The sequence below is a fragment of the Thermogymnomonas acidicola genome (genome assembly GCF_014646795.1).
Taxonomy (GTDB): domain Archaea; phylum Thermoplasmatota; class Thermoplasmata; order Thermoplasmatales; family Thermoplasmataceae; genus Thermogymnomonas; species Thermogymnomonas acidicola.
The window spans coordinates 433739-452975 of record NZ_BMNY01000001.1 but is presented as its reverse complement, the minus strand read 5'-3'; the positions used below and the strand labels follow the sequence as shown (position 1 = coordinate 452975).

The following is a 19237-nucleotide window of genomic DNA, read 5'->3' as shown; positions in this document are numbered from 1 at the left end:
TCACGTCTTTCAAAACCGAGCTGTGCTGGATGGAAAATGGCAGGTTTTTCCCTGGGGGGCACAGCCCACTTTACCTTTGCGCAGGTCAGAGGTATAGGTTTCCCTCCAGGGCAAGCATGTCGTCCACGGCCTTCCTCCCTGACACCATTGCGGCCCTAAGGTCGTACTGTTCCCTCACGATGAGCCTAACTGTGGGGTCCTCAAGTGATCTAACGAACCTGACCCCTCTGGCCTCTGCGGCCTTCCTGAAGCCCATAGCCCTTGCCCTGTCCAGAGATGACAGGGAGCGCTCTGTCATCGTTACCTCTGCCTCCCCAGCATACCTCAGGGCAGCGTCGTGGTACATGTATATGTTAGAGTCGATTCTGAGCTCCCCACCCACGGGCTTGACCTCGCTGTATGTCACTTCCGGGGTGCACAGCAGGGCATCTTTTCCCCTGAACTCCTCCCCCAGGACAACTTGTACCCCGGCCTTTTCCAGCGCATACCTGTAGTAGTCCAGGAGCCTTGAGAACTCCCTCTTCTTGCGCTCGTCAAATATGTGGAGGAGCTGGCCACCGAGCTGGCCTGCCCTCTCGTACAGTGTGACCCTGAGTCCGAGCTTGGATGCGTATAGGGCTGCCTCCATGCCCTTAACCCCGCCGCCGGCAACCACCAGGTCCCCACTGTACCTGGGCATGCGCTCATAAGATGCCTCGAATCCTGTCTCGGGGTTCACGGTGCACCTGACCTCACCCAAGGATAGGTCCCTGCATGCCTGGTTGCACCTTATGCATGGCCTCAGAGACTGTGGTTCGTTCAGCACCTTGTAGGCAAAGTACGGGTCTGCAAGGTGTCCCCTGCCAACTGCCACGAAGTCCACGGTCTTCAGCGCCTCCTCCACGCCAGCCGCGTCAACTATTGACCCGACTGCCACAGTGGTTACCCTTGGCCTTCTGCCTATCATGCGGAGGATGTGGAGCGTGTCACTGTAGAATGATGCGGAAGAGCCCGGTGGTGCGTTCCTGCCGGAGGATAGGTGCACGTAGTCGATGCCCCTCAGCGAATCTGCCACCTTCACCCCGTACTCTGCGCTGTAACCGTCCTCCTCATACTCAAGGACGCTTATCCTTATGCCCACAGGTATGTCCAGCTCTGACTTCAGCGCATCCACGATTTCCTGCGGGAGCCTGAGCCTGTTCTCGAAGCTACCCCCGTACCTGTCCGTCCTCCTGTTCGTCGCAGGGGATATGAACTCGTGCAGCAGGTACCCGTGGGCGCCGTGGAGCTCTATGCCGTCAAACCTGGCCGCATGGGCTATCTTCGCCGCCCTGATGAACTGCTCCCTAACCTCCTCCACCTCGGATGTGGTCATTTCCCTCACCTGCCTGCCCAGGTACTCCATTGCGGTGGGTGCGAAGTTCTCCTTCCTGTTGATGTCGGCATTGGCCTTGCCGCCAGCATGCACAATCTGCATGAAGGCCTTGGCGCCGTGCCTGTGTATCCTCTCGGTCAGCCTCCTCAGCTTGGGGACCCTCTCGTAGGAGTACGCGGCAAGCTGGTTTGGAGAGCCCCTGGCATTTGCATCGTTTATGTAAGTGTACTCCGTTATTATGAGGCCTGCCCCGCCCCTGGCCCTTGCCTCAAGGTATGCCATGTGGGCCTCCGTGGTTATGCCCTCCGGGGTGGCCAGGTTCGATATCATCGGTGCCATGACTATCCTGTTCCTGATCCTGACGCTGCCAATGTAGCCAGGCTCTGACGCACGCATGGTGGGTTAATTTTCAGGGTAGATAAAGAGGTAATGCAGGCCAGTCAGGAGGAGGGGCCGTGGTAAACTTATATCGAACAGTATGCATTACAGTGTATGCGGATTCTGGCTATCTTGCCGCCCTTCATACCGCTTAACCAGGTGGAGGAACAGTCAAGGCAGGTGTTCCAGGACTTCCACTTAAGGACTGACGCCGACTTCGATAGCGACAGGGCAGAGGTTCTGATCGTAACTACATTCACCAGGGTTGACAGGTCGCTGCTCTCGAGGATGCCGGAGCTGAGGTTCATACAGGTCGCATCCACTGGTTACGACAACGTCGATCTCGAAAGCGTGAGGGAGAGGGGCATAATGCTGTGCAACATACCGGTTGCGAACAAGGAGAGCGTGGCAGAGCACGTGATCGCGATGGCACTGGCGCACCTCAAGGACCTTGTGTTCCTGAATTCAGAGATGCATGCGGGCAGGTGGCCAATGCTCACGTCCTCCAGGGACCTCATGGGAAAGACGTTCGGCATAGTGGGCATGGGAGCCATAGGCAGGAGGCTGGCCGAGAGGCTCATCGCTTTTGAGGTGCGCATCCTCTACTATGACGTGATAAGGCTCCCGGAGGAAGAGGAGGAGCGCCTCGGCGTTACCTACGTGGGACTGGACGACCTGCTCAGGGAGAGCGACATCGTTTCCCTGCACGTGCCACTGACAGATAAGACGAGGGGCCTCCTGGATGAGAGGCGCCTCAGAATGATGAAGGACGGCGCCATCCTCATAAACACATCCAGGGGAGAGGTTGTGGACGAGGGTGCGCTCGTGAGGGTGGCCAGGGAGAAGGGTTTGAGGCTTGGCCTTGACGTGTTCTCCGTCGAGCCCATAGTTCCGGGTTCCGGGCTGACGGAGCTCGAGAACGCCATACTCTCACCGCACATCGCCGGAGTGACTGTGGAGAGCCAGATGAGGTTCCTCCAGGAGACCGTGGCAAACGTCCTGCGCTACGTCCAGGGGCTTGAGCCGCATTACAGGGTGCTCTAGATGATAGGACACAGGAACCTCTCGGAGAGCCTGAAGAACCTGGGCCTGCTCCCCATCGCAGGAAACCCCGGGACTACAGAGATACCTGCCCTCAGGGACATAGATGACTACATCCTGTGCCTCCACGATTCCATAGCGGTGGGTGTGGCCGAGGGCATGTACCTTGCCGACGGCAGGCCCAGGGTGGCCAGCCTCCACACGATGCCTGGCCTCGGCAACTCCATGGCTTTCATAAACACGGCCAGGGCAAACGGTTCCCCCCTGGTCATAATGGCAGGGCAGCAGGACACCAGGCACACAGTGCTCGAGCCGCTCCTCTACCATGACCTTACAGGCATGGTGCACTCATCAGTCAAGTACGCCTACGAGCTCAGGGACCCGCACGACATACCTCTCGCCCTGAGGACTGCACTTTCAAGGGCCTTCACACCGCACTACGGCCCGGTTTTCCTCTCCGTTCCCATGGACTTCATGGACAAGGATGCTGGGGAGCCTGCAGGGCCGTTCGTGCTCCCTGGAAACATGGCCGTGGACAGGGAGGGCCTGCAGGAAGTTGCTGAAATGATCGACGGAGCGAGGTCACCGTGCATTGTGGCCGGGTACGAGAACGACATATACGGCCACTTTGGAGGGGTTGAGGCGCTTGCAGATGCCATCGGGTGCCCGGTGTTCGCAGAGCCACTGGCCTCCAGGTCACCGTGCAGGTCCAGGGACTGCGTTGACTCTGACCTGCAGCCAGCGGCAGCACTGATAAACATGAGCCTGCTGCCCCATGACCTTGTGATACTTGTAGGCGCAGACCTGACCCTGTACCCCTACACCCCCATAGGCCTCCTACCAGGCAAGAGGGTCGTCTACATAGGCTACTCACCCACCGGCAGGCACAGCCTGCAGGTGTACGGCAACCCCGACGCGTCAGCCCTCTACCTCTCCACTCTGGTGAAGAGGAAGGGAGAGAGGGTGCACAGGGAGAGGGTACGGGACAACACCAGGCTTGCAATAATGAAGAGGAAGAGGGAGAGCGGGTACATCCTCTCCCTGGCCGCAGAAGTATTTAGGGACAGGCCTGTGGTTGATGAGGCGATCTCCTCGTCCCCTGTGCTCAGGAGCACTTTCGGGTACCGCTCCGGCATGTACTTCACGGCCAGGTCAGGCCAGCTGGGGTGGGGCCTGCCTGCAGCCACAGGCATGGCCCTGGCCGGGAGGCCATCGCTCCTGGTGATAGGTGACGGATCCCTCATGTACACAGTACAGACCCTCTGGACGGCCAAGAAATACGGCGCTGACGTCAAGGTGGTCGTGCTGAACAACCACTCCTATGGCATACTGCGTAGCTTCGCCAGCAGCTACTACGAGGACGCCGCCGGGAAGGAATACCTGAAGTTCGACCTAGACATACACGGGGTGGCGAAGAGCTACGGCATACCAAGCATGGATTTGGAGGAGAGGCATGACGTTGTGGAACTGTCCAGGACAGAGGGGCCCTGCATCGGTGTGTACGAGGAGGGCGCAGGCATAAAGAAGCTCTTCCTCTAGCCCCTGCAAGGATTGGCCATACTCCAGCAATCTGGCGGTGGCATGGCCCTCTAATGGCCCTCAATGCGATACCATGCACAGCCACCTTTGTTGAAGGGGGCCCGGGTACAATGGCAGGGGAATGTTTTAATGCGAGGTTCTGCTGGATATGCAAATGGCACTGCTAGGCAGCCTGAGCCCGTACCTTGAGCTCACGAGGGAGGAATGGGCGAAGCTCAGCGACTACAACAACCTGGAGGTCACAGAGGAAGAGCTTGCTGAAATCAGGGGACTGAATGAGACCCTTGACCCCGAGGAGGTGAGGGATGTCTACCTCCCACTGGCCAGCCTCATAAGGCTGCACAGGAGGGCAACGGTGGAGCTGTTCAGGGCCAGGAACACCTTCCTCAGGCGCAGGGACCTGGAGGTGCCATACATCATTGGCCTTGCCGGCAGCGTGGCGGTGGGCAAGAGCACCACGGCGAGGATGCTGAGGACGCTCATGTCCTCCTGGTCCGACTATCCCAGGGTATATGTCGTGTCCACTGATGCCTTCCTCTACCCCAACAGCGTCCTGGAGGAGAGGGGCCTGATGGATAGGAAGGGGTTTCCTGAAAGCTATGACCTGCCTGCACTGATCAAATTCCTATACTCACTCAAGTCTGGGGCAAGGCACCTCGAGATACCGACATACTCCCACCTGAAGTATGACATAGTGCCCGGGGAGAGGCAGGTGATCGATGAGCCTGACATCGTGATCCTCGAGGGGCTGAACGTGCTCCAGACCAAGGGGGATGGCCAGGTCGCCAACATGAAGAACCTGTATGTCTCTGATTTCCTTGACCTCTCAATATACCTTGATGCCAGGGAGGAGCATATACGCAGGTGGTACATAGAGAGGTTCCAGATACTCAGGGAGACTGCGTTGAGGAGGCCTGAGTCGTATTTCAGGAAATACGCCTCCCTTTCCCCGGAGGAGGCTGAGGTGGTCGCTTCGCAGGTCTGGGATGCCATCAACGGGCCCAACCTCAGGGAGAACATAGAGAAGACGAAATGGCATGCGGACCTCATAGTGGTGAAGGGCCAGGACCACAGGGTCAGGTCCGTGCTGATGAGGAAGATATGACCCCCGGGGCTAAATGTGTTTTCGGCCCGTCCTGCCTGGGTGCACCTGTACTGTAGTTCGATATTGTTTGGCACGTGGAGGCTGGTCGCTATCTGGCTTCCGGGTGCATGCTGCTGGGCCACGCCTTCCTGGGTAAGGCGCTCGCCTTGCCGCCACCCGCTGATGACAGCGCCAGGTCACATGGTGTTCCTGATCGTTCCCTGAGGAACCCTTTCCGGCTGCACCCGTGATACCATGCGCACCGGACTGCATACCGTCTCCAGGCCCCCGGGGCCCATACCTGGTACCGGACCCTTCAAGTGGGCTGTGTCGCACTTCAGCGATCTGAAGATTGATGCACCCGGCTAGCCTTCGGACAAGCATGCAGGGAACCGGCGCGAGCAGGGAGGGCTGGGTGCAGGTGATATCCGCCTATGCTGGCTGGCTGATGGACGGGTACACCACGATCGCCTATGCACTCGCAGCCGTTACCCTCTCCTCACTCTTCTTTCCTTCCAGGATAGGTTTCTTCGGGCTCATAGCCACCTTCGGCGGCCTGGCCTCGGAGGAGGTTGCAAGGCCCGTGGGAGCCGTTATCCTGGGCAACTTCCTGGGTGACAGGGTTGGCAGGAAGAGCATGCTGACGCTCACCATACTTGGCTTCTCCCTCTTTTCCGCGGCAAAGGGCCTGCTCCCAACATACTCCACAGCAGGCTTCCTGGCGCCCCTGCTCCTCTACATCCTGCTCTTCGCTGAGGGACTGTTCGCTGGCGCCGAGTACGGGGGTGGCACGGCACTGTCCATGGAGAGTGTGCCCGCCAGGATCAGAGGGCCCGTTGGCGCATTCGTGCAGAGCGGGTACGGCACCGGGTTCTTCATAGTGTCGTTTGTCTATGCCGCACTCTCCACCCACTATGGCCAAGCTGGCTTCACCGCTATGGGCTGGAGGATCCTGTTCTTCACCACCGCTGTGCCGGGCCTCCTTACGCTTGCGATCAGGGCCGCGGCTAGGGAGAGCGGAGTATTCTCGGATATGAAGGAGAGGCAGGAGATCGAGAAGGAGCCAGTTTCCGCACTGTTCACCAGGGGTTGGGCCCCACTGGCCTTCTCCCTTGTGCTAACATCTGGACTGCTCTTCATAAATGCTGCCACCTTCACCTTCTACCCATCGCTCCTCTCCATACTCCACCCAGGGATCAGCGGCTCACTGGTCGGCACCTACAGTGCTTACATCAACCTTGTCTCTCTGTTCGGTGTCTGGCTGGGTGGCTTAATCGCCCTCATGGTCCCAGGTAGGAGGGTGGCCATGCTTGTCTACGGCCTCACCTTCACTGTTACAGTTTACCCCACGGCATTCTTCGCCTTCCACGGCACGCCTTCCCTTGACCTTGCCATGTTCAGCGTCCAGGCCTTCTTCGAGGCCATGGTGTTCTCCACCCTTCCCGCATTCCTGTCAGAGACGTTCAGCAAGAAGTACAGGGCCACGGGCGTGGGGTTCGCTTACAACGGGGGTGGTGTGATGGCAGGGTTCGCGATATCCATAGTTCTCTACACCTCCGTCCTGGTGAAGAGCCTTTTCACGGCCTGGACTATGTGGCTGCTGATAGCGGGCGCGGTCATGCTGGTAGGGACTGCCCTGTCCAAGGAGACCTGGAAGAGGGGAGGAGAGGATGCGATCACGTGGTGACCGTGCCCTGAAGCGCCGTGCGGAACATGGACTCCATGGGCTGCTTGTGCAGGGGGCTTTCACAGGGCATCGCACATGGAGCGCCAGGCCCCCACACCTTTACCTGGAACCGCGCGGGGTGTGTCCGTTGCAGATACGTGGGTTTTTTAAGCCATTCTCCATGGTTGTGCGTGAGGATCCACGACCTGACTGCGGAGGTAAGCACACACATGCCCGTGTGGCCAACCAACCCTCTCCCTGTCATTGAGCCGGTGGGCATAACAAGCAGGGACGGCTATGCCATAGAGAGGATCAGCGCGATGACGCACACAGGCACACACATAGACGCGCCCTACCACTTCATTGACGGCGGGGCCACGGTGGACGCGATTCCCGTGGAGCGCCTTGTCTCAAGAGGGTTCTGCATAAGGCCTGGTGTGAGGGGAGAGGAGATAAGCAGGGCGGACCTGGAAAGGGTGTGGGACAGGAGGTTCAGGGGAAGCGCTATCCTTATAGACACTGGCTGGAGTAGGAGAAGGGCCTTCACCAAGGAGTTCCTGTACGGTTTTCCAGGCCTCTCAGAGGACGCTGCGGACTTCCTGCTGTCGCAGGAGGTCGGAATGGTTGGCATAGACACGCTGGGAATAGAGCCCTACAGCCACCATGGCTTTGAGGTGCACAAGAGGCTGCTCTCCGCGGGCGTTGTCATAATAGAGGACATGGCCAACCTCGATGCCCTGGAGGCCGGCAGGGAGTACACGGTGGTGGCGCTGCCCCTCAAGCTCAGGGGAGCAAGCGGTTCGATGGCCAGGGTGATAGCCATGGAGGTGGAGTGGTGAGCGAGGTCAACAACATAGACCTGGATAAGGTGAGGAGGACAGCCGAGAGGGCACAGGAGAACGGCGGGCACTTCCCGGTTGAGAAGACGATAGAGGGCACCTTCAACCTCAGGGGCAGCCCGATGTTCACCGCCACGCTTCAGTCCGATTACTCGTCTTTCACTTACTCCGCAGATGAGCCTTCGGCCCTGGGTGGCAGGGGAGTCCACACAACGCCCCTCAGCTACCTCCTCTTCGGAGTAATGTCGTGCTACGCCTCCACCCTTGCGATCCAGTGCGCCCTCAGGGGCCTGAAGCTTGGGGAGCTCAGGGTCACCGGGAAGCTGTTCTACGACCTTGCCCCGGTGGTGTCCGGGGAAGAGGCACCTATAATAAAGAGGCTGGAACTCCACGTGCATGCAGACAGGGAACTGGGTGACCTGATAGAGATATCGAGGGGTAGGTGCCCGGCCGTTTACGCCATAAGCCACCCCATAGAGACCGTGATCAGGCAGGACTGACCGCCTGCGCTGCCGGCCATCTCACTTCTTTATCCATTCCTGCCTGACCGGGCTGAACACCTCTATGTCCACAGTGTCCTCGAGCGCCCTGGCCGAGTGCTCCACTGACCCAGGTATCACGATCACGTCACCGGCCGACAGGATCCTGGTCTTCCCGCCAACGGTCATCTCCAGGCTCCCGGACATGACCCATGTTATCTGCTCACTCTCGTGCCTGTGTGCTGGCACCTCCGCTCCCTTCTTCAGGTCTATCATGGTCAGCATCGATCTTTCACCGTAGAACACCCTCCTGGTCACGCCGGGAAACATCTCGACCCTCTCCGCTTCCTTCCAGCTGCCAGACTGCATGCATGTGCATGCCGGCATCGTTAATAAGGGGTGTTTAGTAAAAATCATTCACAATACTAATTACTCCTACAGCGATACATACACGATGGAAGACCCCCTTCTCAGGACCCTCCGCCTTGTATCTCCCTCAGACCTGTTCATGGCTGACAGCTCTGTGAGGATCATCTCCATGCGCACCAGTGTGCCTGATGTGAACGTTTCCGGGAGGTGCACCGTGTGCGCTCCGGTCTCACCGTCCATTTCCTCCGTTGTTGAGTGCCTGAGGTCGCAGAGTGGGGACATCCTGGTAGTCCGTGGTTTTCCGGATGCATACGTTGTGGACGAGTCCGTTGCGTCCCTGGCTGAGGCCAGGGGTTACTCAGCCATTGTCTGCCTCGGCTCCGTGAAGCAGGGGATGGCTTCCAGGGTACCCGTTGTGTTTGAGGGGGAGAGCGCTGTACCCGCCCTGGGCCGGAACGATGGCTGGGATGACACTGTGGAGATCTCCGGGTCGAGGTTCTCCACCGGCACCCTGGCACGGGTTGAGGGTGGCTACGTTGGCCTTGTGCCCAAGAGGGAGGAGAAGAGGATAGTCTTCTCGGCAGGAGTGATAAGGCTCAAGAGTGCCATCATGGCCATGGACTACAGGAGGGGGCTCCTCAGGGAGAACTAGGCCGGAACACACGGCCGAGCCTCCTGATGCCCTCAGAGATTTCTTCCCTGCCTGGGTATGAGAAGTTCAGCCTGGCTGTGCTGTAGTCCGGGTCTGATACGAATGTGCTGTCTCCCGGGAGGTAGAGGACGCCGCTCTCAACGGCCCTCATGACCATCTTCCTTGTATCCACGCCCTGAAAGCGGGCGAATATGAACATCCCGCTGTCAGGGAGGACGTATGAGACCCTGTCCCCAAACTCGGACCTCAGGGCCTGGTCCATCCAGTCCCTCTTCCTCCTGTAGGCCTCGACTACCCTCCCTATGTTCCTCTGTATCAGGCGCCTCTCAAGGGCCTCGGAGCATATGTACTGGGAGAGCGTGTTCGTGTTCAGGTCTATGAGCTGCTTGACCCTCGAGACGCTGGATAGCAGCCCCGGGTCTCCGGCAGCCCACCCTATCCTGAGGCCGGGCGCCAGCACCTTTGAGAAAGTTGACAGGTATATGACCCTGCCCTCCCCGTCCATGGACTTGAGTGGCCTTGGCCTTGCACCTGAGTAGTTGATGAGGCCGTATGGGTCGTCCTCTATTACCATCAAGTCATACTGGGAGGCGATCTCCAGGATGTGCCTCTTCTTCTCCTCGCCCATGCTTGCGCCTGTTGGGTTCTGGGCAACCGGCATGACATAAATGAACTTCCTCCTGCCTGGTTCCTCAGACCTCACCGCAGCCTCCAGCGAGTGTGTGTCAATCCCGTCCTCCTCCATGGGCGACGGCCTTACCCTGGCACCGAACTCCCTGAAGACCGTGTAGGCAACGAAGTAAGTGGGGTTCTCTGTGAAGACCGCGTCGCCTTCCCTGAGGAGAGACATGGAGATGGAGAAGAGGGACTCCTGGGAACCGGTGGTGACAAGGACAGAATCCGGGCCCTGGCCACCGATGCCGAGCTCTTCTTCCATGTACCTTGAGATCCTCTCCCTGAGCTTTGGCACACCCATGGCGGCAGAGTACTGCAGTGCGTCCTGCCCCATCTCACCAATTACCATGCCCGCTATCTCGGACAGCTCCTCCCTGGGGAACACTGAAGGGTCAGGAAGGCCGCCTGCAAGGCTGATCATGCCTGGCCTGCCCGCATAGGCAAGTATCCTTTCCAGATCCTCGTTGGTCGCCCTTGAAACATATTCCGTGCTACCCATCCTCTGCAAAACTATCGGTAACGAATCCCCTGCCCTTCCTTAACCTTTCCCATGGGCGTACTTACCCTCAGGCATCTGTTAATGCGTTTCATTAATATACTCACAGCGATGGGGCTGCCGTGGATAGAAGGCGGCCATGGTTGCTGATGATGGACCTGGATGGCACGGTATGGGATCACCTGAACATAACCGGCGTTGACCCACCATACCGTGTGGAGGGGGGCGTGCTTGTATCGGAAAACGGCACAAGGATAAGACCTTACCAAGATGCAATAGAGTTCATCAGGTGGTGCAGGTCCAATGGTGCAATAACTTGCACACTGAGCTGGAACAGGTTTGACTATGTGGAGGAGGCCCTGAAGAAGCTCGGCATATGGGAACTCTTCGACCTGCACGCAACGGAGTACACCCCTGACAAGGCAGGCAGGCTGCGCAGGGTCCTGGACGGCCTCGCCGGCGGTGGCCTCGTGATACCTCCGGAGAGAGTGGTCTATGTGGACGACAGGGACATCCACATGGAGGAGATAAGGCGCCAGGTTGGGGAGGTCATCTTCATACACATATGGAAGGTAATAAGGGACTACGCGGAGGCCAGGAGGATCGTGGAGGATAAGGTACTTGGCACACCTGCAGCCAGAGAAGGGCCTGCCGGACAGTGACCCGGTAGTTCACGGTCGATACCACGACACGCACCAGGGAACTTGCACCTCTCCCTTCAGGTTTGGCCGGTCAAGCCTCACTACTGCCGGAGAGATGTACTCTCATCACTGTGTTCCGCTGGCCCTGTGGAGAGGTGAACACAAACAATATCTATGGCAACCGGTTTCTCCGGTGGACTCCCGGCAGGCAGGCATGGGAGGTTAGGAGTGTAGGTGCTTGATTATGGAAAGGCCCATCGATTATGCGCTGGCCATCAGGGACCTGGCCAGGAGGCACAACGCGCTCTTCAGGGATTCGATACCCCTGATCGCGTCCGAGAACATCATGAGCCCACTGGCCATGGAGATGCTCCTCACGGACTTCGGTTTCAGGTACGCTGAGGGCTTGCCACACCACAGGTACTACCAGGGCAACTTCTTCGTGGACCAGGTTGAGGACATGGTGACCGAGCTTGCGAAGAAGGTGTTCGGTTCCAAGCAGGCTGACCCGAGGCCCATATCTGGGACGAACGCGAACACGTCTGTGCTCTACGGCCTCACGCAGCCCGGAGATACAATAACCACACCCCCGCTTGAGGGAGGGGGGCACATAAGCGCAGCCAGGTTCGGCGCTGTTGGCCTCAGGGGCCTCAACCCTGTCAACTATCCCTTCGATGTTGAGGAGATGAACATCGACATAGACGGCACGGCGAAGCTGCTCAGGGAGACGAGGCCGAAGCTGGTGCTCTTCGGGCAGTCCGTGTTCCTCTTCCCCACTCCCCTGAGGGAACTGAGGGACGTCTTCGAGGAGATAGGCTGCACCGTCTGGTACGACGGTGCCCATGTGCTGGGCCTGATAGCGGGCAAGCAGTTCCAGGACCCACTGAGGGAGGGGGCGCATATAGTGACAGGGAGCACCCACAAAACACTCCCTGGCCCCCAGCACGGAATAATCCTGGGAAACGCGGATGAGGAGGTGTGGAAGGCGGTGCAGAGGGGCGTGTTCCCCGGGACGCTGAGCAACCACCACCTGAACGCCATGGCTGCCCTCGGTGTGACGCTTGCGGAGGCCATGGAGTTTGGGGAGAAGTACGCGGCGCAGGTTGTGAAGAATGCCAGGGCCATGGCAGAGGAGCTTGCTTCCCTTGGAATGAAGGTGCTCGGCGAGAAGAACGGCTACACGAGGTCACACACACTGGTGGTGGACGTCAGGGAGTACGGCGGTGGCCGCAAGGTGGCTGAACTGCTGGAACAGAGGAACATAATCCTCAACAAGAACATGCTCCCGTGGGACGACAGCAGGAAGTCCCAGAACCCCAGCGGGCTCAGGATAGGGAGCCAGGAGGTCACGAGGATAGGCTTCAGTGAGGACGACTGCAGGGAGGTGGCCAGGCTTATACACAGGGCAGTTGTGAAGGGGGAGGAAAAGGAGAAGATAATACAGGAAGTAAGGGAGCTGAAGGACGCACACAGGGAGGTTAAGTACTGCTTCGGCAGGCTGGAGGCCTACAGGTACTTCGAGATAGCCGATCTTGGCGACTCAGGGCATTGACCTGACAATGCCTCCGTCAATCACAATGTTTGCACCGGTTATGTAGGAGGCCCTATCAGAGATAAGGAAGGCCACGAGCTCCCCTACCTCCTCTGGCCTGCCGAGCCTGCCGGCGGGGATCTGGGACACGATCTTCCTCACCTCTTCCTCTTCGCTCGTACCGTTCCTGAGGGCGCTGGCTTCCGCTATCCTTTTCACCCTCTCCGTCTCTATATAGCCCTGGGAAATGCTGTTAACCCTTATGCCCCCGCGTGAGAACTCAAGCGATTGTACCTTTGAGAGGGCCACCACGGCTGACCTGAGGGATGACGATATGGAGAAGCCCTCAAGTGCCTGCTTCACCGTCATGGATGTGACGTAGACGATGGAGCCGCCGCGGCCCCAGTTCAGCCTGGCAAAGTCCCTCGAAAGGGTCACGCTGGCGGAGATGAACATGGATATGCTCTCGTCCCAGTCCGCATCGCTCAGTTCCATGAAGGGTGCGACCCTGGGGTCCCCGTAGTTCACCACCAGGGCGTCCACATGCCCAGACCACTGGGCAGCCTTTGCAACTATTCCCCTCACGTCCTCCCTCTTCCTTAGGTCCGCCCTCAGCGGCATCACGTCCCTGCCCGATGGATCGATCTCCCTGGCGGCAGAGTATATCCTATCGCTCGATGATGCTATGAGCACCCTGTACCCGGATGAGACGAGTACCCTGGCTATACCCTTTCCGATACCAGAACTGGCAGCGGTGACAACTGCGCACTTCCCTTCCGACATTCCATACCCCCTGCGTGCCCAGGGGTGAAGCCCCTGTATGCCCTGAGGGCTACCCCATGGCCTGAAGGCACGTGTCAATCTGCAGGGAAAGTAATAACTTTTCCAAATGCTTGGGCATACCGGTTCAGCCCTCCCTGGTTTCGTGCGTGTTGCGCTGGACTGGCTGGGAAGCCACCGGAGCCGGGTGTGTGCAGGTCAGATGATCACCGTCTCCATGCCCAGTTCATCTGCAACGGCGCTCACGATGGCCTTGCCCTCGGACTTCACGCCCTTTCTGTCCACCAGTATGCCCCTGCATCCGGGTGTCTTCCTTATGGCCTCCAGTATGCCGCTCCTGTCCGTAACCGCAAGGCTGTGCTTCGATACCATGTGGCCCACCGGTATGCCGTTCTCAACCGCGTACTCCGTTATCTTGGGCATGTAGTGGCCCCCGCCAACCCCTATGAAGGTTGGCCCGGAGCACTGGTGGGCGCTCTCCACAGCCCTGAGGACTGCATCGAGCACCTCCGGCCTGTGCCAGTCCTCCGGTGTGGTGCCTATCTCAATGTAGAAGTTCGGCGTCTCCATGTAAGGGCCATGGTGTGTGGCCTCAAACGTTATCTCGTACCCGTTACCGCTGTAAGCCTCCCTCAACTCCTTCAGGGTCGGCAGCATGTAGCCGGGGTCGCTCACGCTCACGGTCCTCTCCCTCCCGCCAAGGTCAGCCGGCCCAAAGTTTCCCGTGGGATGCACGGTGAGGGATTTTATCTGTGCTGATGAGCTGTGCCTGGACAGGAACACCACGTCCTTGAAGGCCTCGCCCGAGAGCCTCGGGTCCTTATCCACGTTGTCGCAGTATATGTGCCGCCTTTCCACCAGCATGTAAACAAAGGAACTGTCAGCGTAAAGGCCATCGCCCACCTCCTCAGGCCCCCTCGCCTCAACGAAGTGCCTGAACATGGTGAGGCTTGCGTCATCCTCCTTGGAACCCACTATGAGGCGCCTCATTCCGGAACTCAATACGATGTCTCTATTAAATCATGGTACAGGTGTTCGGCCTTGGCCTTTACCTTCCTCCTGTCAGATAGCATGCCTTCCAGCAGGCGCCTAAGGCCGGGGTCGCTCACCTTCCCCACAGCTTCGGAGATGCCCCTGAGTGATTCCTCCTCCAGCTTCGATATGAAGAGCAAAGTGTCCCTCAGGCTGTTAGGGTCCACATCCCCCATGGCCAGGTGTTCTGTAGAGCCTATCTCCTTTATCTCCCTCCTTATCTCTCCCCTGTGCTCCTCACCGCTCTCGATTCCCCTGAGGAACCTTATGGTGTTCTCCCGGCTCTGAATGAAGGCGTCCAGGAACATGATGATGTTGGAGAGGCTGCTCCTGTCCCTCAGCTCCATCATCTGGCCCAGGATGCCCTCCTCGTTCCTTATGATCGAGTCTATCACCCCACGGTCTTCCCCTCTCATATACCTTAAGTATTCCCGCTTGAGATAAATATGTAAGCATTTCCATCCCGGCATATACGGGATCAAAAGGTTATCTACAAGTTGAAAATAACAACTGGAGATGGAACTTGACATCAGAGGCATGGAAGAGAGCGTGAAAAGGCTATGGGATGACCTGAACCTGTACTCATTCAAATACGACGGAGGCAGCAGGGAACAGTACTTCACGATAGATACGCCCCCGCCGACCATATCTGGAAAGATGCACATGGGCCATGCCTTTTCTTACCCGCACCAGGACTTCATCGCAAGGTACAAGAGGATGAGGGGGTACCGCGTGTTCTACCCCTGGGGTTTCGATGACAACGGCTTGCCGACGGAGAGGTACGCGGAGAAGGAGCTTGGGGTGAAGGCGGAGAACATGGAACTGGGCGAGTTCATCAGGGCATGCCAGGATGTGGCAAGGAAGGCCGAGAGCGAGCTCCTCAGGACATGGAAGGACATAGGCATAAGCGCGGACTTCAGCGACTTCTACACCACATCATCGAACTACAGCAAGAGGATATCGCAGAGGATGTTCATAGACCTCTACAGGAAGGGCAGGGCTTACAGGACTGCAGCGCCGAGCATCAGGTGCCCGACTTGCAAGACGGCAATATCGCAGATCGAGATGAAGGACCAGGAGATGAGCACAGACTTTGTGTACATCGAGTTCGGAGTTGTCGGTGGCGGGTCAATAACGATAGCAACGACCAGGCCGGAGATGCTCGGTGCGTGCATAGCTGTCCTGGTGAACCCCGAGGACGAAAGGTACAGGGCCCTACAGGGAAAGGAGGTGACCGTACCCATATACGGCCAGAGGGTCAGGATAATCCCGCACCCATACGTGGACCCGGCAAAGGGCACGGGTGCGGAGATGCTCTGCACCTTCGGGGACCAGAACGACCTCCAGATATGGAGGGAGCTCAGGATGGATGCGAGGATCATAATAGATGACAGTGGCAAGATGAACTCCATGGCTGGCCCCCTGGCCGGAATGAGCATCCAGGACGCGAGGAAGAGGGCCATCGAGATCCTAAGCTCAAGCGGGCTGGTGGAGAAGGTTGAGAGGATCAAGCATTCCGTGAACACGCACGAGAGGTGCAACACGCCCATTGAAATAACAATAAGCACGCAGTGGTTTGTGAGGTACCTGGACCTCAGGGACGAATTCCTTAGAAGGGGGAGTGAGGTGAACTGGATCCCGGAGCACATGAGGTCTAGGTACGAGAACTGGATAAACGGCCTGAGGTGGGACTGGTGCATATCAAGGCAGAGGTACTTCGGCGTCCCGTTTCCCGTGTGGTACTGCAGGTCCTGCGGCGAGGTAAAGCTGGCCGACCCTTCTGAACTCCCGGTGGACCCGAGGGTGCAGCCGCCGAAGGGCAGGTGCGAGAAGTGCGGCTCGGACCAGTTCGAGCCCGAGAGGGACGTCATGGACACCTGGGCGACCTCCTCTCTAACCCCAAGGATAGCCCTGACCAGGTACGGCGCCTTCGAGAGCCTCTACCCGATGGACATACGCTTCCAGGGACACGACATAATATCCTTCTGGGCCTTCACCACAATAGCGAGGTCACACATACACGACGGCAAGATACCTTGGAAGAACCTGTTCATCAGCGGCAACGTCTACGACCCTTACGGGCAGAAGATGAGCAAGAGCAAGGGGAACATAGTGGAGCCGTCAAGCGTAATAGAGAAGTACGGTGCCGATGCCCTGAGATACTGGGCATCGACAACACAGCCCGGGGAGGACATAAAGATAAGGGAGCAGGACTTCGTGAGGGGCAGGAGGACTGTGATCAAGATTTACAATGCCTCCAGGCTCGTCCACATGCTCTCCGATGGAGCAGGGCAGCACTGGGACGGTGTCCCGAGGCTCCCGGAGAGCCGCTGGATCCTCTCGAAGATCCAGGGGCTGATAGTGGAGGCTACCGGTGAAATGGACCAGTACCAGGTGTCTAAGGCAAGGGCCAGTGTGGACAACTTCTTCTGGAACACCTTCTGCGACAACTACCTGGAGATGGCGAAGGCCAGGGCATCACGCTGCAGGGAGACCGGCGACACTCAGGGTGCCAGCGAGACGGCCGCTGTTGCTTCCCTGTCACTCCTGACGCTCCTGAAGATGTACGCTCCCTTCCTCCCGTTCATAACGGAGAGCGTCTACCAGGAGTTCAGGCTGGGAGGGGAGAAGAGCATCCACCTGGAGAGGTGGCCCTCAGAGGACTCGCAGTACAGGGACGCGGAGTACGAGAGGATGGGCGACAGGGCTGTGGATATCATGGCCGCTGTGAGGGCCCTTCGCTCAAAGAACAACCAGCCACTGTCTGTCCCAATACCCAGGCTCAGGGTGAGGGCCGACCCGGAGACCGTTTCCAGGTTCGGTGAGATAATAAGGCTGACCATGAAGATAGGTGAAATGGTCACGGAGGAGGGCCAGGACGTGGCCGTGGAGGTAATCGCCTGAGTCCCAGTCCCCAAATGTTTCATAGGAAATGGAAATCAGACATAATTTGTTTCCATATTCCGTTCCTGTGTGAACCCTGTTCGACATTCCGCAGATAAGTTTTATATAGATCTATCCTGATGGATCCGGAAAGGCATAACAACAGGGTGCTTCAAGTGGAAACACGCAGCGAGATCAGGCAGGGAGAGTACAGGAAAGAGATAGGCGTATTCGGTGCGACTTTCTTCGGCGCAAGCGCCATACTCGGGTCCGCTATCCTCTTCATTCCCGTCACGGTCCTTTCGGCAGCCGGCCCTGAGGGCATTGTGGCCTGGGTCATAGGCGCCGTAATGATGCTCGTCATAGGCCTCATATACACGGAGCTGGGCACCATAATGCCCAGGACAGGCGGCGTAGGCACATATCCGCAGGTATCTAATGGCCCACTTACCGGCATATTCAACGGCTGGGGCGCCTTCCTCGGCTACGTGCTCGCGCCCGTCTCAGAGGTCGTTGCGATGGTGGAATACCTGAGCTTCTTCTTCCCCGTCCTCTACAACCTGAAGACCAGCCAGCTCACAATATACGGCGAGCTCTTGACCATACTCATAGTCTTTCTCTTCTTCCTGGGCAACTACTTCGGTGTCAGGTACCTGAACCAGGCCAATTCATTCCTCACGTGGCTGAAGCTCCTGTCCCTGGCATTCATAGGGGTTTTCTTCCTGGCCCTGTACTTCCACCCCTCCAACTTCACTGCCCTCCCTGGGGGCTTCGCTCCCTACGGGGGCTCCGGCCTCCTTTTCGCCGTTGCGACGACCGTCTATGCGTATGCAGGCTTCAGGCAGCCCGTTGACTATGCTGAAGAGGTCAAGGACCACAAGAGGACGATACCGATAGCAATAAGCCTGTCAATAATAGTGTCGTTCATCCTTTACACGCTCCTCTCCGTTGATTTCATTGGCTCCGTGAACTGGAGCTACCTTGGCATAAGCCCGGGCGACTGGGCCTCGCTGTCCAGCCTGACATTCCCGCTGCCAGCCATGGCGTTCGGTGTGGGCCTGGCGGTGATGGCATATTTCATATTCTTCACGTCCATACACTCCTCCGCATCCTCCTCGCTGATATACAGTGGAGGGGCTGCGAGGGTCCTGGCCAACATATCTGAGAACAGGTACCTGCCACCGTTCTTCGCGAGGCTCGGGAAGAGGGGCGTCCCTTACTACTCTGTCATAGCCGTGCTGCTGATAAGCGCCTTCTACACTTTCCTGGTCCCTGTGTTCATAAGTGTGGCCCTGGTGTTCGTGGACGCTTCACTTGTTTCCTACGGACCGGCGGCTGTGAGCCTCATGGTCTTCAGGAGGCACGTGAAGGCGCCCGGGGACAGTTTCAGGCTGCCCGCCGCCCAGGTGCTGGCCCCCATAGGGTTCGTCGTGGGCAGCTACCTCCTCTACTGGACTGGCTTCAAGTACCTGATAATAGCCATACCCTCAGTGCTTGTGGGTGCGCTCCTCTTCATATACCATGCCAGGAAAACAAAGGTGGACGCCGAGGACATCAGGGGAGGCATATGGTACCCGGTATACCTGGCAGCGATCCTTGCCCTCTCGTACTTCCTCAGCATCAGCCCGGGACCATCCAACCTCGGTGGCATAGACGTTGTGCCATTCCCCTACAATATAATAGTTTTCACAGCGGTTGTGCTGGTCTTTTACGCAGTGGGCGTCATCAGCGGCAACGCATACATGGCGAAGAAGGGCATAAGGGCTGAGGGGCCCCCGTCCACATGAAGGGCTAACGG

17 protein-coding genes are annotated in these 19237 nt (G+C 58.2%); 11 read left to right on the top strand and 6 right to left on the bottom strand.

Annotation, left to right across the window (positions count from 1 at the left end; all coding sequences use genetic code 11):
* Nucleotides 1-85: 85 nt before the first annotated feature.
* Nucleotides 86-1750: an oxidoreductase gene (locus tag IEW66_RS02230; protein WP_188679932.1), complete on the bottom strand. Its 1665-nt coding sequence runs from the start codon at nucleotides 1748-1750 to the stop codon at nucleotides 86-88.
* A 96-nt stretch (nucleotides 1751-1846) separates the two neighbouring features.
* Between IEW66_RS02230 and IEW66_RS02225 the strand changes: the two genes are divergently transcribed.
* From IEW66_RS02225 to IEW66_RS02200, 6 genes are all read left to right on the top strand, one after another.
* Nucleotides 1847-2776 (top strand): 2-hydroxyacid dehydrogenase, encoded by a 930-nt coding sequence (locus IEW66_RS02225; protein ID WP_188679930.1) that lies wholly within the window; start codon nucleotides 1847-1849, stop codon nucleotides 2774-2776.
* A complete protein-coding gene (locus tag IEW66_RS02220) occupies nucleotides 2777-4312 on the top strand; it encodes a thiamine pyrophosphate-binding protein (protein ID WP_188679928.1) in 1536 nt (511 codons plus the stop codon).
* A 154-nt stretch (nucleotides 4313-4466) separates the two neighbouring features.
* Nucleotides 4467-5417, top strand: coding sequence for a type I pantothenate kinase (coaA, locus tag IEW66_RS02215; RefSeq protein ID WP_229657443.1), 951 nt, complete (start codon nucleotides 4467-4469; stop codon nucleotides 5415-5417).
* A 361-nt stretch (nucleotides 5418-5778) separates the two neighbouring features.
* Complete coding sequence (locus IEW66_RS02210; protein ID WP_188679924.1) at nucleotides 5779-7083, top strand: MFS transporter; 1305 nt, start codon at nucleotides 5779-5781, stop codon at nucleotides 7081-7083.
* A gap of 170 nt (nucleotides 7084-7253) precedes the next feature.
* Entirely contained in the window at nucleotides 7254-7901 is a 648-nt protein-coding gene (locus tag IEW66_RS02205) for a cyclase family protein (RefSeq protein ID WP_229657442.1), read from the top strand.
* Nucleotides 7898-8401, top strand: coding sequence for an OsmC family protein (locus IEW66_RS02200; RefSeq protein ID WP_229657441.1), 504 nt, complete (start codon nucleotides 7898-7900; stop codon nucleotides 8399-8401). The genes IEW66_RS02205 and IEW66_RS02200 overlap by 4 nt, the downstream gene beginning before the upstream one ends.
* A gap of 21 nt (nucleotides 8402-8422) precedes the next feature.
* Here the strand turns inward: IEW66_RS02200 and IEW66_RS02195 are convergent, their stop codons facing one another.
* Complete coding sequence (locus IEW66_RS02195) at nucleotides 8423-8749, bottom strand: cupin domain-containing protein (RefSeq protein WP_075057662.1); 327 nt, start codon at nucleotides 8747-8749, stop codon at nucleotides 8423-8425.
* A gap of 85 nt (nucleotides 8750-8834) precedes the next feature.
* Between IEW66_RS02195 and IEW66_RS02190 the strand changes: the two genes are divergently transcribed.
* Nucleotides 8835-9401 carry a hypothetical protein gene (locus IEW66_RS02190; RefSeq protein WP_188679920.1) on the top strand — a complete coding sequence of 189 codons (567 nt, stop codon included), beginning with the start codon at nucleotides 8835-8837 and terminating at the stop codon, nucleotides 9399-9401.
* Here IEW66_RS02190 and IEW66_RS02185 read toward each other — a convergent pair.
* Nucleotides 9388-10575 carry an aminotransferase-like domain-containing protein gene (locus tag IEW66_RS02185; RefSeq protein ID WP_229657519.1) on the bottom strand — a complete coding sequence of 396 codons (1188 nt, stop codon included), beginning with the start codon at nucleotides 10573-10575 and terminating at the stop codon, nucleotides 9388-9390. The genes IEW66_RS02190 and IEW66_RS02185 overlap by 14 nt on opposite strands.
* Before the next feature lie 119 nt (nucleotides 10576-10694).
* Between IEW66_RS02185 and IEW66_RS02180 the strand changes: the two genes are divergently transcribed.
* Together IEW66_RS02180 and IEW66_RS02175 are read left to right on the top strand one after the other, a co-directional pair.
* Complete coding sequence (locus tag IEW66_RS02180; RefSeq protein WP_229657440.1) at nucleotides 10695-11234, top strand: magnesium-dependent phosphatase-1; 540 nt, start codon at nucleotides 10695-10697, stop codon at nucleotides 11232-11234.
* Nucleotides 11235-11457: 223 nt separating this feature from the next.
* On the top strand, nucleotides 11458-12765 hold the full coding sequence (locus tag IEW66_RS02175) for a serine hydroxymethyltransferase (RefSeq protein ID WP_188679916.1): 1308 nt from the start codon (nucleotides 11458-11460) through the stop codon (nucleotides 12763-12765).
* On the opposite strand, the gene IEW66_RS02170 is transcribed toward IEW66_RS02175, so the two are convergent.
* The 3 genes from IEW66_RS02170 to IEW66_RS02160 all read right to left on the bottom strand — a co-directional run bounded on the left by IEW66_RS02170 (nucleotide 12754) and on the right by IEW66_RS02160 (nucleotide 14972).
* On the bottom strand, nucleotides 12754-13527 hold the full coding sequence (locus tag IEW66_RS02170; RefSeq protein WP_188679914.1) for an SDR family oxidoreductase: 774 nt from the start codon (nucleotides 13525-13527) through the stop codon (nucleotides 12754-12756). The genes IEW66_RS02175 and IEW66_RS02170 overlap by 12 nt on opposite strands.
* Before the next feature lie 195 nt (nucleotides 13528-13722).
* The gene (locus IEW66_RS02165) at nucleotides 13723-14514 is read right to left on the bottom strand and encodes a D-aminoacyl-tRNA deacylase (protein ID WP_188679912.1); all 792 of its coding nucleotides are present in this window, start codon (nucleotides 14512-14514) and stop codon (nucleotides 13723-13725) included.
* An 8-nt stretch (nucleotides 14515-14522) separates the two neighbouring features.
* Complete coding sequence (locus IEW66_RS02160) at nucleotides 14523-14972, bottom strand: hypothetical protein (RefSeq protein WP_188679910.1); 450 nt, start codon at nucleotides 14970-14972, stop codon at nucleotides 14523-14525.
* Between the two features lie 100 nt (nucleotides 14973-15072).
* Between IEW66_RS02160 and IEW66_RS02155 the strand changes: the two genes are divergently transcribed.
* Both IEW66_RS02155 and IEW66_RS02150 read left to right on the top strand, forming a co-directional pair.
* Entirely contained in the window at nucleotides 15073-17460 is a 2388-nt protein-coding gene (locus tag IEW66_RS02155) for a valine--tRNA ligase (RefSeq protein ID WP_188679908.1), read from the top strand.
* A 155-nt stretch (nucleotides 17461-17615) separates the two neighbouring features.
* Nucleotides 17616-19226 (top strand): APC family permease, encoded by a 1611-nt coding sequence (locus IEW66_RS02150; RefSeq protein ID WP_229657439.1) that lies wholly within the window; start codon nucleotides 17616-17618, stop codon nucleotides 19224-19226.
* Nucleotides 19227-19237: the final 11 nt, after the last annotated feature.

Excerpts from the sequence above, each read along its gene's own strand:
- coaA (WP_229657443.1), top strand. The coding sequence starts at position 4,467 with ATGGCACTGCTAGGCAGCCTGAGCCCGTACCTTGAGCTCACGAGGGAG.
- IEW66_RS02170 (WP_188679914.1), bottom strand. The coding sequence starts at position 13,527 with ATGTCGGAAGGGAAGTGCGCAGTTGTCACCGCTGCCAGTTCTGGTATC.
- IEW66_RS02175 (WP_188679916.1), top strand. The coding sequence starts at position 11,458 with ATGGAAAGGCCCATCGATTATGCGCTGGCCATCAGGGACCTGGCCAGG.
- IEW66_RS02220 (WP_188679928.1), top strand. The coding sequence starts at position 2,777 with ATGATAGGACACAGGAACCTCTCGGAGAGCCTGAAGAACCTGGGCCTG.
- IEW66_RS02210 (WP_188679924.1), top strand. The coding sequence starts at position 5,779 with ATGCAGGGAACCGGCGCGAGCAGGGAGGGCTGGGTGCAGGTGATATCC.
- IEW66_RS02185 (WP_229657519.1), bottom strand. The coding sequence starts at position 10,575 with ATGGGTAGCACGGAATATGTTTCAAGGGCGACCAACGAGGATCTGGAA.
- IEW66_RS02165 (WP_188679912.1), bottom strand. The coding sequence starts at position 14,514 with ATGAGGCGCCTCATAGTGGGTTCCAAGGAGGATGACGCAAGCCTCACC.
- IEW66_RS02190 (WP_188679920.1), top strand. The coding sequence starts at position 8,835 with ATGGAAGACCCCCTTCTCAGGACCCTCCGCCTTGTATCTCCCTCAGAC.
- IEW66_RS02155 (WP_188679908.1), top strand. The coding sequence starts at position 15,073 with ATGGAACTTGACATCAGAGGCATGGAAGAGAGCGTGAAAAGGCTATGG.
- IEW66_RS02160 (WP_188679910.1), bottom strand. The coding sequence starts at position 14,972 with ATGAGAGGGGAAGACCGTGGGGTGATAGACTCGATCATAAGGAACGAG.
- IEW66_RS02230 (WP_188679932.1), bottom strand. The coding sequence starts at position 1,750 with ATGCGTGCGTCAGAGCCTGGCTACATTGGCAGCGTCAGGATCAGGAAC.
- IEW66_RS02195 (WP_075057662.1), bottom strand. The coding sequence starts at position 8,749 with ATGCAGTCTGGCAGCTGGAAGGAAGCGGAGAGGGTCGAGATGTTTCCC.
- IEW66_RS02225 (WP_188679930.1), top strand. The coding sequence starts at position 1,847 with ATGCGGATTCTGGCTATCTTGCCGCCCTTCATACCGCTTAACCAGGTG.